We start from the raw sequence: 13,151 nt of genomic DNA on the forward strand, positions 1-13,151 counted from the left end.
GGCTTTCGGCTCTCTGCCTTCGGGCAGAAACCTCCCTCAACCACCTATGCCTTTTTCACCCCCTCTCCACTTTCAGTTGGCGATTCCGACCCTTCATGCGCTTTTTCCGATTCCGGTGCGGCCACAGTGACCACAGTATAGCTGTCGTCGTCCAAGATCTCAAAGGGATAGTTGCCGCGAAGATCAGAAATGTGCAGCGATTCTCCTACGCGCAAATGACTCACATCCAGCGTGATCTTTTCGGGAATGTCCGTCGGCAGGCACCGCACGGACAAGCTGTAGCGCACCTGGTTGAGCATACCGCCCTCGGCGACGCCCACGGGTGTACCTACAAGTTCCACCGGCACGTCCGCCGTCATGGGCTCATCCAGCGCCACTTCGTGAAAGTCCACGTGCAGGACGCGCCGCTTGAACGGATGGAACTGCACTTCACGAATGACCACCTTTTTGGTCGTTTGTTGAGCTCCATCATCCACCATCAGCGGAACCAGCCGCGTTTCTTCCCCCATGTCCTTGAGACACTTCAGCAGCTGGTTCAAGGGAACGGATAAGGGCAGGGGGGAGGTTTTCGGGCCGTAGCACACGGCCGGAATCCAACCCTTTTGACGCAGCCGCCTGGATGGGCCTTTACCGGTTTGCGTTCGCACTTTCGCCGACAACTCCAACATCGCCATTGATCGCCTCCAGATGAAAGATGCATCGAGGAATCGAACCGCTAGGCAAAAAGGCGGCTCACGGGTTCATCTCGATGAATGTGATCCATCACTCGAGCCAGAAGGGGGGCCACACTGACCGCTGTAATTTTCGAGGATGCGGCCGCTTGGCTTGCCAAGGGAACGGTGTCCGTCACCACGAGCCGTCGAAGGGGCGAGGCTTCAATGCGTTCAACGGCTCCGGAGGACAGCACGCCGTGGACGCAAAAAGCCGACGCTTCCCGCGCTCCAAAGACCTTGACGGCCTGTGCCGCCGCACAGACCTTGGTCCCCGTGTCCACCATGTCATCATAGATGAGCACGGACCGGCCGCGCACATCGCCGACCACCACGGGCTCCCTTTGCCCCGTTTCCCGTTCCTGGTGAATGATCGCCAAAGGCAACACCAGCTTTTCAGCCAGCACGCGCGCTCGAGCCACCCCCGCGGCGTCGGGCGCGACCACCACGCTGTCCTGGGTCATTCCCTTTTGTATCTCATTCATAAAAAAACAATGCCCTGGAATATCGTCCACAGGCAGACGGAAAAAGCCCTGAATCTGCCCCGCGTGCAGAGAGCAGGACACCACCCGATCCACCCCCGCGGCACTCAACAAATTAGCCACCACCTTAGCGGTGATGGGAACCCGGGGCTTGTCCTTTTGATCTCGACGTCCATACCCGTAATAGGGAATAACTGCATTGATGCGTTCCGCCGAGGCCCTTTTGAGGGCGTCCACCATGAGCAAAAGTTCCATTAGGTGGTCGTGAACCGGCCGGCATGTGGACTGCACCACGTAGGCGTCTACGCCCCGCACGTTTTCACCGATTTCCACGCGGACTTCCCCGTCGGAGAACCGCGTCACCAGAGCCTTGCCCAAGGACAGGCCCAAATGGCGGCACACGCTTTCCGCAAGTCTCGGGTTGGAAGACCCGGCAAAGACTTTCAGTCGACTCCGCATGCTCCTCCGACCCGTCCCCCCAGGCGCCAAGCCTTCCCCGCCGCTCGTACCCCACCGTTGAGCCGCCCCTGGCGTCCCTTGCCGCCCATTTCGGAAAGCCCTCATGGCTGGGGTGGGAGGATTCGAACCTCCGAATGCGGGTTCCAAAGACCCGTGCCTTACCCCTTGGCGACACCCCAAAAAGCGATCCTGTCAACGTCCTGGCAGGGCTGAGGGCCGTTGAGGGTGGTGGTCACGACCCACCAACACCGTCCCCACGCTGCGGGGATCCGCTCCGCAACAGCCCTGGCGTGATCCACGGTTTCAAAGATGCCAAAAACCGTAGGTCCGCTCCCCGTCATGAGCGCCCCTACGGCCCCATTGCGCAGCAGCCACCCCTTAATGACGGCAATGTCCGGATACGCTTTCACAACCACCTCTTCCAGGTCATTTTCCAGACATGACGCCGGGTTGAGGGGGGAGGCCAACAGCATATGGATCTTAATGCGACTCTCCCCCCTTGTCAACTTCAAACTCCCGTAAGCCCAAGCCGCAGGCACACCATAGGGAGGCTTGATCAACAACACAGGATACTGAGGCACACCGGAAACGGGCTGCAATCGATCGCCCACACCCGTGGCCAAAGCCGGGCGCCCCTGGAGGAAAAAGGCCACATCCGCACCAAGGGTTCGAGCCAGTGCATGCAGGGCCTCGGGAGGCAGAGGTTCGGGCGCCGCGGCATTGAGGACGTTTAACAAGGCCGCGGCATCGGCGCTTCCTCCCCCCAGTCCAGCGCCCACGGGAATCCCTTTCATGAGATGAAGGCGCAGGCCGATGCGCCATCCCGATCGTCGAAAAAAGGCCTCGGCCGCCCGCCACACCAAATTTCGCTCATCCTTGGGCACCTCGGGGTGATCGCACCGCAGCTCTAGACCCTGCGAGCACGTCTCGATATCCAGCCGATCTCGAATCCCCACGGGCAGCATCAGCGTAGAAAGGTCATGGTAGCCGTCGGGGCGCTTTCGCAGCACTTCCAGCCACAAATTGATCTTTGCGCACGGGTTCACCGAGACTTTCATGGAACGCATCCTTGCCCGCATGTTCGGGAAAAGACATCCTTCTGACATGTTCCTGGACGCTTGCCTGAGACCCTGTACAAGCATATCTCGCCACGCACGGGGTGCCCACCCCACTTCCTCATCGCGAGGTCCCCCACGCTCACCAGAGCCATTCTGGTACAGGCTCCCGAGGGGCTTGCCAAAGACCACCCTTTGGAAGAGCGCCGCACGCCGCCATACCTTATCGCATCGTGCGGCGCTTTACCGGCATCGAGCGAAAGGGTCGTGGCAAAACCATTTTCCGATGGAATCTTAGGAATGGCTTTGTTTGACGAAGCGCAATCGCAGATCATAGAGCACTGTCTGCAGCAGCTGCTTCTCATCCTTGTCCAGATTGCCCTTGGTTTTTTCTTCCAGCATCGCCAGCGTATCGATGATCTGTTTGGCCAAGGGAAGGTCTTTTTCCACCTTTTGCGTTGTGGGATCCGGCACTTCCCCCAAATGCACCAACGCCGAAGAGCTCAACGAAAAAACAAAAGTGGAAAAGGTCACCTGAGGATATGTGCCGCTGGTTCGGGACTTTCGCGCGGCCTGATCGGCGTCGGCCTTGGCCTTTTCCTGCGCCGAAGGCTCTCCGCCGGCACCTTTCGGCTCCTGTCGGTCGTCCCCCGCGGTCGCTTCCTCGGTCCCTTGCGATTCCACTTCGTCCAATACGATCCTTCGCCGATCTCGAACGACAAAGCCCCTCTTTTCCTGCTCCTCCATAGGCCCTCCGTCACACGGCTTGCGGTCATGCCCCCCCTGTGGGCGGCCGGAGCATGAATCCTCAAGGCCCACCGGATACCCTTTTTAAAACAGTGGCTGCCCCCCCTCGGGAACGTGTCCGAAAACGGCTTTTCGGGACCCATTTCGTTTTATCCTGTAGGAGCCACGCAAAGCGCGATCAGGCGTCGCGGCGTGCGCCGCTCCTCCTGAAGGCACTCCCGGAAACGCTCATCCGGCGCGCATCTCCCGGCCCCGTGCTTCGCCCCGTTCCTTCAAGGGACCGAAACCACAGCCCTTTGACCCTAAAGTTCGAGAATCTGCACGATGTTAACGTTCTCCAAAGAGAGGAGTTCCTGGACCACATCCGGCGTCACCGGCGTATCGGTGCGCAACAAAATAATGTTCTGACCTTTTTCCAGCACCTGCCCCACATCCATCATGGAAATGTTGATGTTGTGGCGCCCCAGGCATGTGCCGATGGCGCCGATGGTGCCCGGTGTGTCGATATTGTAAATGAGCACCAGATGCCCTTCCATGGCGGCTTCCAGCCGAAAGTCGTTAATGCGCACCAGCCGCACGTCTTTTTTGCCGAAAATGGTTCCCGCCACCAGGTTCTCGTCCTGGGACGTCTTCATGTAGATACTGATGAGGTTCGTGAAGTCTTCGGCTTCGGCGCGCAGACTTTCCGTGACGCGAATGCCACGCTCCTTGGCATGCACCGGAGCATTTACGAAATTGACCTGCTCCCCCAACATGGGTGTCAGAATGCCCTTGAGCACTGAAATGGTCAGCGGCTTGGTGTCTCTGAGCTGACACACATCCCCCACATATTCGATGGAAATCTCCTGAGGGGCCCCCGGCGTGATCTGCTGCACCAGACTGCCCAGCTTTTCGGACAGCTCCAGGTACGGCCTCATGGTGGCCAGAACCTCTCCATCAATGGCTGGTGCGTTGACCGCATTGCGAATGGTGCCCTTGAGCAGGTAATCAATCACTTGATCCGCCACGGCCAAGGCCACGTTCTCCTGCGCTTCATCCGTGGACGCGCCCAAGTGCGGTGTGGCAATCACCTTGTCCAATTCCAACAAGGGATTGGTCTTGGGAGGTTCTTCCACAAAGACGTCCAGGGCCGCTCCGGCCACAACCCCTTCCTGAATGGCCTCGTAGAGGTCCTGTTCGTTGACGATGCCTCCCCGGGCGCAGTTAATGATGAACACGCCGGGTTTCATCTTCTTGAAAGCTTCCCTGTTAATGAGGTTGCGGGTTTCCTGGGTCATGGGCGTGTGGACGGTAATGTAGTCGGCGCGGCTCAGCAGTTCGTCAAACCCGACGGCTTCCACTCCCAGCTTGCGAATGGTCTCTTCGTTGATGTAGGGATCAAAGGCGATGACGTTCATTTTTAATCCCTTGGCCCGATCCGCCACGACGCGGCCGATGCGGCCGATCCCCACCACCCCGAGGGTTTTGTTGAAGACTTCCTTGCCTCGAAATTTCTTCTTTTCCCACTTGCCTTCCTTCATGGACTTGTTGGCTTGAGGAATGTTGCGGGACAGGGCCATGAGCATGGCAATGGTGTGTTCGGCGGTGGTGATCACATTCCCTTCCGGGGTGTTCATGACCACGATGCCACGCTTGGTGGCCGCCGGAATGTCCACATTGTCCAGTCCGATGCCGGCGCGGCCGATGACCTTCAAATTATCCGCCGCCTCGATGACCTCACGCGTCACCTTGGTGGCGCTGCGAATGACCAGCGCATCGTATTCCTTGATGATGCTGCAGAGCTCTTCATGCGTGAGACTCGTGTTGACTTCCACTTCAAAGCCGGGAACAGCCTTGAGCCTCTCAATCCCCGACTCGGATAGGTTGTCGCTCACAAGAATTTTCATGGATCCCTCCTCCAAGCCCCAGACCCGCGAACTGGGCCGTTGTGCGATGCCTTCTCAAACTTCCCCCTCGAGTGTAAAGTGAATGTCTAGCACTGCTTTTCGAAGATCGTCAAGAAATTGCTCATCTGCGGCGCCCCGCGGGCGGCCGGCAAAGAGCACAACGTCTGTCAAACATCCTGAAGACCCATCCAAGGCGTCAGTCGGAAAAGGTGGTGAAAGGACGGCCTTCAGCCATCCGCAACGGCTCGGACCGCGAGCAGGCGCTCCCTCGCCAAAAAGGTTCCACCTGGTCCACGGGCCGACGAACAAAGGACGCCGCAGCCTGTCGCTGCCGCTGGCTTGGGCGCGGTGCAGGAGATTGTTGAAGAAGCGTGTTCGACAATGGTTAAGCCGCGCCCTTTGGGCTTGAGGCCGCAGGAGCGCCGCACGGCGTGATCAGACATCTCGGCGTGCGCCGCTTCTCCTGTACCTGGGCTGGGACATGCTCCAAGGAGGCCATGGCAGAAGTTTTTCCGGCGCTCTGGAAAACCATCACCCCAGGAACGCCACTGCCCGGCCCGATCCTTGCGCCATAGGCCAAAATGAACATTCAGGACCCGCGCGCGGTTTTTCGGCTGTCTTTGAGCCAGCGCTCCAGTTCTTGAAGGCGCTCGTCCAATGCCGGCAGGTAACTCTTGGCCTTTTCCAAATGAAACGCCACAAGCTTGGCATCCCCGCGCCGCATGGCATGCCGGGCCAGATAGTAATGGGCCGGGCCCAGGTCCTGCATGCGCCCGTAGACGATCCCCAGTTGATAATCCAGCTCCGCGTTCAGCGGCGCCAAGCTTTCGGCCCTCTTGAGGTGTTGGAGGGCTTCCTGCCATTTTTCCTGTTCCTGATACAAGAGTCCCAAGCGCAGGTGCACCATGGGGGATTCGTCATCCAGGGCAAGGGATGAGCGCAGCGCTCTTTCCGCCTCTTCCAGGCGCCCCAGCCGATGATAGGTTTCTCCCAGGCCGTTCAGCACCAGAGGGCTCAAGGGCTTTGCGGCGGCGGCCTGGCGCAGAAAATTCAAGGCTTCATCCAGACGACCTTTGGACAAGTAAAGGCGCCCCAGCCCATAAAGGGCGGCCGCTGTGCGCGCCGGATCCTTCAGCCATCCTTGAAAACGCCCCTGTGCCGCCTCAAAGTCGGCGTGCCGACTCAGTAAGACAGCCTGCACCAAGGGATAGTCTCCCACCGCATCACGACCCCTTCCAGTGGATGGCCGAGCCCCCTTGCGCTCCACCAACTGCTCCAAATACCCCACGCGTTCTCCCAGGGCGGGGTGGGTCATGAGGTAGGACGGCACACGGGTGTCACTCTGCCAATTCATGCGCCGCATCTTTTGCATGACCCTCACCATGGCCCGAGGTTCGTAGCCCGCAGACACCAGGTATTCGAAACCCAAACGGTCCGCTTCCTCTTCGTTTTCTCGACTGTATTTCAACTGCAGTGTTTGTACTCCCGCCACGGTGCCCACGGCCAAAGCCTGTGCCGCATTGCTTTCCAGGCCCAGAAAAGCGCTCGCCAGCGTGCCCACAATCGCGGCGATGCTAAGAATCCGTCCTTTTTCGATTTGTTTGTGAATATGGCGGGACTGCACATGGGCCAGCTCGTGCGCGAGAATGCTGGCCAATTCCGCTTCTGAGTCCATGAGTTCCAAAAGTCCTCGAAAAACAAAGACGTAGCCTCCAGGAATGGCAAAGGCGTTGGGGGTCGCATCATCAATGACGAAAAAGGAGTAATTGTAATGCACCGGCCCTGCCGCGCGCACCACGCGCTGACCCACGGCTTGCACGTATCCGGCCACTTCCGGGTCTTCGATAAGGCGGAAATGTTCCCGAACCGTCTGCAGCATCTTGCGGCCCAGTTCTTTTTCTTCGCCCAGGTCCAGAGCCCACGCGCGAAACGGTCTAGGCCCCCACAACAGGCATAACACCAGCACGCCGCACAAAATTCTGTGGCCCAGTCGTGTCATTTTCATCCACCGCCGGGGCCCACCAGATGCTCATCCAACGGGACCGCGGCCCCTTCCGACCACAAACTCTCCAGGTCGTAAAGTTCTCGAACGGGCTGATAAAAGATGTGCATGATCACATCCCCGTAATCCAAAAGCACCCAATGCCCTTCCCGCTCCCCTTCCACACCCAAGGGGCGCATGCCCAGTTCCCGCAACCGCGCCTGCACCGCCTCGGCAATGCCCTGCACCTGACGGCTGGACCGGCCGCTGCAGATCAAAAAATAATCCGCCAGCGTGGTGATCTTGGAAACATCCAAAAGCACAATATCCAACGCCTTGCGGTTGTCGGCTTCCTTGGCGCAGGAAAGCGCCTTGGACAAAGAATCCATGCGGGTCCGCGTGTTCTTGGACTGTCTCACTGTATTGCCCATTCTGACTCCATCATGTATGTCTGGCTTCTTTTCACCGATACAAGCCTTTTCTTTTAATATAATCCATCACCGCGTCGGGGACCAGAAACCGAATGGATTTTCCTTCGGCCACCAGGGCTCGAATGCGGGACGAGGCGATATCCAACCGAGTGGTCTTCAGGCACACAACGGGCAGCCGGGTGTCTGACCGATACATGGTTCGGGCCGCCAAACCGCCTTCCGGACCCTCGTCCAAATCTCGGCTGTAGTCCGCGGACACATGCCTGTGAAGGAACGCCAGAACATTGTCGCCAACGGCAATCGGTCTTTCGAGCACGGTCACGGTGGCCAGCTGAAAAATGTCCTGATACCCCCACCAGGTGGGCATTTCGAAAAAAGCGTCGGTGCCCACCAGCAGAAAGAGTTCGGTTTCGGGCGGCAGTTCCTCGTGAAGGGCCCGCAGAGTGCGCACCGTGTACGATGTTCCCTGCAGGCGCTTTTCCATATCCGAGAGACCAAAACGGGGAAGACCGGCTGCAGCCAGTTCCAGCATGCGCCACCGGTGTTCGTAAGCCGCAAGGTGCGGGTCGGGCTTGTGGGGCGGCACCCAGGCCGGCAGGAACAGGCACAGGTCCAGCGCCAGAGCTTCCACGGCCTCTTCGGCCATCCGCAAATGGCCTAGGTGCACCGGATTAAATGTGCCGCCCAAAATGCCCAGACGCCTCAAGCCGTGTCGGCTCATGCCCCCGTGCCCTTCTTTCCGGCCCTATTCGCGCAGTTGCCCCGAGCCAAAGGCGATGAACTTGGTGGTCGTCAGCTCCTCCACACCCATGGGGCCAAAGGCGTGCACACGTGACGTGGAAATACCGATTTCCGCGCCAAGTCCCAATTGGTAGCCGTCGTTGAACCGCGTGGATGCGTTGACCAGTACCAGACTGGACTGCACCTCCTGAACAAAGCGCATAGCCCGATTCACATCTTCCGTGAGAATCGCCTCCGTATGGCTGGAACCGTAGCGCGTGATATGGTCAATGGCTTCGTCCATGGACGCCACCACCTTGACGGCCAGAATCAGGTCCAAATACTCCGCGCCCCAGTCCTCCTCCGTTGCTGGCCGACATCCAGGCACCAACCGGCAGGTTTCGGGACATCCCCTCAGTTCCACACCATGGCGGCGAAACGCTTCGGCCATGCGCGGCAAGAAGAGCGGGGCCGCCATGCAATGCACCAAGAGGGTTTCCATGGCGTTACAGACACCGGGCCGCTGGACCTTGGCGTTGAGACACACCCTTTCGGCCATGTCCATATCCACTCTTTCATCCACATAGATGTGGCAGACCCCCTTGTAATGCTTCAGAACCGGCATGCGCGCGTTTTCGGCCACAAATCGAATGAGTTCCTCGCCACCTCGAGGAATCATCACATCGATGAACTCTTCCAGGTGCAGCAGCTCGAGCACCGCTTCCCGATCTGTGGTCGCCAGCACCTGCACGGCCGCCTCCGGCAACCCCACATCGCGAAGGGTTTCCTGAAGAATGTGGGCCAGACATCGATTGGAATGAAAGGCTTCCGATCCTCCTCGAAGAATCACAGCATTGCCGGCCTTGATGCACAGTCCCGCCGCGTCTACTGTGACATTGGGCCGGGATTCATAAATGATGCCTACCACGCCTAAGGGAATGCGCATCCGGCCCACACGCAAGCCGTTGGGTCGCGTCCACATGCCTGTGACCTGGCCCACGGGATCCGGAAGCTGCGCCACCTGGCGTAGTCCGTCCGTCATTTCCTTGAGCACTTTCTCGGTAAGGCGCAGTCGATCCACCTTGGCCTTGGGCAACCCTTTTTCCTCTGCGGCCGCCACATCCTGCGCGTTGGCCTGAGCGATGCGATCCCGTTGCGCAAGAATTCGCTGCGCGGTTTCTTCCAGAAACTGTTGCTTCACCGTCATGCCCGCCTTGGCCATCTGGTGCGCCGCCTCACGGGCCCGCTTTCCCATCGCTGTCATTTCTTCTCTGTATCCCATGGCTCTTCCTCTTTTCTCGGCGCACGGTCGAAAGCTAAGGTTCGTTGAGCACGAAATTGTTCCGATGGATGACCTCGTCGGAATGCTTATATCCCAACAGGCTCTCAATCTCCTCGCTGTGATGCCCTTTGATGCGATCGATTTCTCCGGACCGATAGTTGGTGAGGCCCACACCCACCAGCGTGCCCATTTCATCCACGCAGCGCACCGCAGCACCCACGCCAAAGGTCCCCCGCACTTCGCAAATCCCGATGGGCAAAAGGGATTTTCCCGCCTTTTGCAAAGCCCTCACTGCACCCTGGTCCAGCACCAATTCCCCCGCTGGTTTGGGCAGGTTGGCCAGCCATATCTTTTTGCCGTGATAGAGTCGGCGTTTGGGCAGAAAAAGGGTTCCCAAGGGTTCGCCGTCAAAGAGGCGCACTAAGACGTCCTTTTCCCGCCCCGGCCCGATGACCATGGGAATGCCCGACGCCAGGCATTTCTTGGCGGCCTGCAGCTTGCTCAACATCCCTCCCGTGCCCACTGAACCAGGCTCAGGCGTTGCGCAGGCCGTCAGTTTCGGGGGGAACCCCTGCACCACGCGAATCAGTCGCGCGTCAGGCCGACTTCGGGGGTCACGGTCGTAGAGGCCTTCCGTGTCAGTGAGGATCACCACCAGGTCGGCGGCCACCAAGCCGGCGATGAGGGCCGAGAGTTGATCGTTGTCGCCGAACTTGATTTCTTCCACCACCACCGTGTCGTTTTCGTTGACCACCGGCACGATGTTCCAGTCCAGCAGGGTCTCCAGGGTGTTGCGGGCGTTGAGGTACCGGTGCCGATGGGCCAGGTCTTCATTGGTGAGAAGAATCTGGGCTGTGAGCAGCTCAAACTTGTCAAAGGCTTCTTCCCAGGCGTTCATGAGAAATGTCTGGCCGATGGCGGCCGTTGCCTGCTTCTGGGGAATGGTGCGGGGTTTTTCCTTCAGGCCCACCTTGCGCATGCCGGAAGCCACGGCTCCGGAAGACACGATCAGCACTTCATGACCCCGGTGCTTCAGTTCCACGATCTGATCGGTCAGCCGATGGATAATCACTCGGTCGAGGCCTCGAGGCGTGGTGAGGACCGCGCTGCCGACCTTGACCACCACACGGCGGCATCGTTGAAACCAGGAGGCGCGATCCGGCATACCCTCCTGCCCCTGGCCGAAAACATCCCCTTGCAACACCTCGTCTTGGTGAGCGTCTTCCAAAACCGGCATGCTTGGCCGTCCCTCCGTGATGTCACTTTCCTTAGGAGCGCGTGCGAAAATGGCTTTTCGGTGCCGTTTTCGTTTTATTCTGCAGGAGCGGCGCAAGCCGCGGCTTCAGGCCGACGCCGGTCCCTTGGCCATTCAGGTCCATGGAGTGATCGCCCCGTGCGGCACTCCTACAAAAAGAATTTTTCCAGGAATCCCTCAACCTTTGCAAGAACAAAAGCTTCAGCGGGCGTTCTCTCGAGAAGGCATGGCAACCGTGAAAACATGTGATGGGTTGATTTGGCGCCAGAAGCAGCGCACGCCGCCGTCCCTTATCGCGCCGTGCGGCGCTCCTACAGCATCGAGCCGAAAAAATCGTGGTGAAACCATTCTCGGACGGCCTTCGATGGGGATCGCTACGCCATTCGCTTTGAAAGAATGGCTTTAGGCCATCCATCCGGCTTTCCGCCATCCACCCATTCGCGGACGCGCCGGAGCGCGTCCCTTCGATCCCGAGGGCTCGCTCACTCGACTCATTTCGGAGGGACCGCCTCCTCGCGGTCCGACTCGTTCGCAGGGACCGGCTTCATACCGGAGCGTTTGTCCCCCCACCCGGGTTTCGTACGGAGGGACTGTGTCCTCACGATCCGCGCATTTGCGGCGCGCGGAGCGCGTCCCTTCGAAACCATGGGCACGGCAATCCTCGGTACGGACACAAAATCCCTTACACAGCAGACTCGGACGAGTTTTTGCAGCATGGGTCGGGCGGGCCGGAAGATGAAAGAGCGCCAGCGAACATGTCCCGGCATAAGCTTTCCAGGGTTTTTCCAACGAAAGAGGAAAAGTAGCCGTGTAAAGCCGCGCGAAGAAGTCTATGCGCCGAAAGCTCTGAGGCGCCGGTATCATGGAGCGGGCACGATTCCGTTTTACCCAAGGAATCCAGCAAAAGCACTTCGCCTGGAAATTCCTTGGTATAAAGCCATTGCGCCAGATCCTGCAGCGCAATGCGCGACGGATGCTTGGCCAGCGTGTAGCGCCCCCCAATGTGAGCGTCTTCCACAAGGATACGGTGTTCTACGAGAAATTCCGAAATATTGAGAAGTGTCTCCGGAGGAACGCCCATCTCGTCGGCAAGCGGTGCCAGTTCAACGGGCCCGTCACCTCGAAGGAAGCGTTCATAGACGCGAAACACCAGAAAAAAAACCCAAAAAGACTTGCGAATACCGATGCGCCGCCCCTCCTTGGTCCTGTTCCAGGATTAGGGCCTTGGCATTCTGCAGCGCATAGCTCAGCTGGCCTCCCCACAAAATGATGATCCAGGTGAGAGACAGCCACACAAAAAACAAAGGCACGGTGGCCAAATTTCGGTAAAAATTGATCGCCCCACCCGCATGCCCTACGTAGAAATAGAAGCCTTTTTTGGACAATTCCCACAACACGGCGGCACACAAACCGGCGATCAGAGCATTTTGCAGCCGCACGCGCGCCGACGGCAGATAAAAGTAAATTAGTGCGAAACAAATGGTTTCCACAAGAACGGGAGCGCACACGTTGTACAGGGCACGAGACAGAAAATGCCTGGTCAGAAAAGCCTCCACGGCCCCTCCCTCGGGAACCAAAACATTGCCGATCCACATGGAGGCGACGATGACAAAGGGGCTTGAGGTGAGCAGCACCCAAAAGGCGGTGACTTTTTGAAAATAATGGCGCGATCCATGGACCCTCCAGATGTTGTTGAAAACCCTTTCCGCCGTAATCAAGATGTTGAGCGCTCCCATGATCAGACCCACCAAGGCGGCCAAGTTGATGAGGCCTGCCGGGCCGGCTTTGAACACAGTGGGGGAAATGTAACTTTCCAACCATTCCATGACCTGGTGTTGAAATTCGGGCACCACAGCCGGCAGGATCTTTTGCTGCACAAACTCCATGATCCGTTGCCCACCGCCCAAGAGCCCCACAAAGCTGAGGAACAACACCGCAAGGGGAATCAGCGATAAAATGGTGGCAAAGGCCAGACTCGCCGCTCGATCGAAGCAAAAATCACGCTGAAACTTCCACAAACTCAGGTAAAGGACTCGACCCCCATGTCGCGGGCTCTGCTTTATCTTGCCTTCGCTGCGCCCTCGATACCCCTCAAGGAGATATTGTCGCACTCGCTGCATCAAGCCCCTGGGCATGGTCTTTC

General features: G+C 58.6%; 12 protein-coding genes and 1 tRNA gene. All 13 read right to left on the minus strand.

Annotation, left to right across the window (positions count from 1 at the left end):
* Nucleotides 1-44: 44 nt before the first annotated feature.
* On the minus strand, nt 45-674 hold the full coding sequence (locus ACUVSA_RS08005; RefSeq protein WP_445894413.1) for a 50S ribosomal protein L25/general stress protein Ctc: 630 nt from the start codon (nt 672-674) through the stop codon (nt 45-47).
* Nucleotides 675-715: 41 nt separating this feature from the next.
* On the minus strand, nt 716-1,651 hold the full coding sequence (locus tag ACUVSA_RS08010) for a ribose-phosphate pyrophosphokinase (RefSeq protein ID WP_445894414.1): 936 nt from the start codon (nt 1,649-1,651) through the stop codon (nt 716-718).
* A 104-nt stretch (nt 1,652-1,755) separates the two neighbouring features.
* Nucleotides 1,756-1,830, minus strand: a tRNA-Gln gene (locus tag ACUVSA_RS08015).
* Nucleotides 1,810-2,709, minus strand: a complete 900-nt coding sequence (ispE, locus tag ACUVSA_RS08020) for a 4-(cytidine 5'-diphospho)-2-C-methyl-D-erythritol kinase (RefSeq protein ID WP_445894415.1) — start codon at nt 2,707-2,709, stop codon at nt 1,810-1,812. Before ispE ends, ACUVSA_RS08015 begins: the two co-directional genes overlap by 21 nt.
* Before the next feature lie 291 nt (nt 2,710-3,000).
* Complete coding sequence (locus ACUVSA_RS08025; protein ID WP_445891121.1) at nt 3,001-3,453, minus strand: DUF1844 domain-containing protein; 453 nt, start codon at nt 3,451-3,453, stop codon at nt 3,001-3,003.
* Between the two features lie 302 nt (nt 3,454-3,755).
* Entirely contained in the window at nt 3,756-5,339 is a 1,584-nt protein-coding gene (serA, locus tag ACUVSA_RS08030; protein WP_445894416.1) for a phosphoglycerate dehydrogenase, read from the minus strand.
* Between the two features lie 589 nt (nt 5,340-5,928).
* Nucleotides 5,929-7,338 carry a M48 family metalloprotease gene (locus ACUVSA_RS08035; RefSeq protein WP_445894417.1) on the minus strand — a complete coding sequence of 470 codons (1,410 nt, stop codon included), beginning with the start codon at nt 7,336-7,338 and terminating at the stop codon, nt 5,929-5,931.
* A 2-nt stretch (nt 7,339-7,340) separates the two neighbouring features.
* On the minus strand, nt 7,341-7,751 hold the full coding sequence (gene rsfS / locus ACUVSA_RS08040; protein WP_445891118.1) for a ribosome silencing factor: 411 nt from the start codon (nt 7,749-7,751) through the stop codon (nt 7,341-7,343).
* 31 nt (nt 7,752-7,782) lie between these two features.
* Nucleotides 7,783-8,472 carry a nicotinate-nucleotide adenylyltransferase gene (gene nadD, locus ACUVSA_RS08045; protein WP_445894418.1) on the minus strand — a complete coding sequence of 230 codons (690 nt, stop codon included), beginning with the start codon at nt 8,470-8,472 and terminating at the stop codon, nt 7,783-7,785.
* A gap of 24 nt (nt 8,473-8,496) precedes the next feature.
* Complete coding sequence (locus ACUVSA_RS08050) at nt 8,497-9,753, minus strand: glutamate-5-semialdehyde dehydrogenase (protein ID WP_445891116.1); 1,257 nt, start codon at nt 9,751-9,753, stop codon at nt 8,497-8,499.
* Nucleotides 9,754-9,787: 34 nt separating this feature from the next.
* On the minus strand, nt 9,788-10,918 hold the full coding sequence (gene proB / locus ACUVSA_RS08055; RefSeq protein ID WP_445894467.1) for a glutamate 5-kinase: 1,131 nt from the start codon (nt 10,916-10,918) through the stop codon (nt 9,788-9,790).
* Nucleotides 10,919-11,690: 772 nt separating this feature from the next.
* The gene (locus tag ACUVSA_RS08060; RefSeq protein ID WP_445894419.1) at nt 11,691-12,158 is read right to left on the minus strand and encodes a hypothetical protein; all 468 of its coding nucleotides are present in this window, start codon (nt 12,156-12,158) and stop codon (nt 11,691-11,693) included.
* Nucleotides 12,142-13,143 carry a YihY/virulence factor BrkB family protein gene (locus tag ACUVSA_RS08065; RefSeq protein ID WP_445894420.1) on the minus strand — a complete coding sequence of 334 codons (1,002 nt, stop codon included), beginning with the start codon at nt 13,141-13,143 and terminating at the stop codon, nt 12,142-12,144. Before ACUVSA_RS08065 ends, ACUVSA_RS08060 begins: the two co-directional genes overlap by 17 nt.
* Between the last annotated feature and the right edge of the window lie 8 nt (nt 13,144-13,151).

This window comes from Desulfosoma sp., assembly GCF_052743555.1.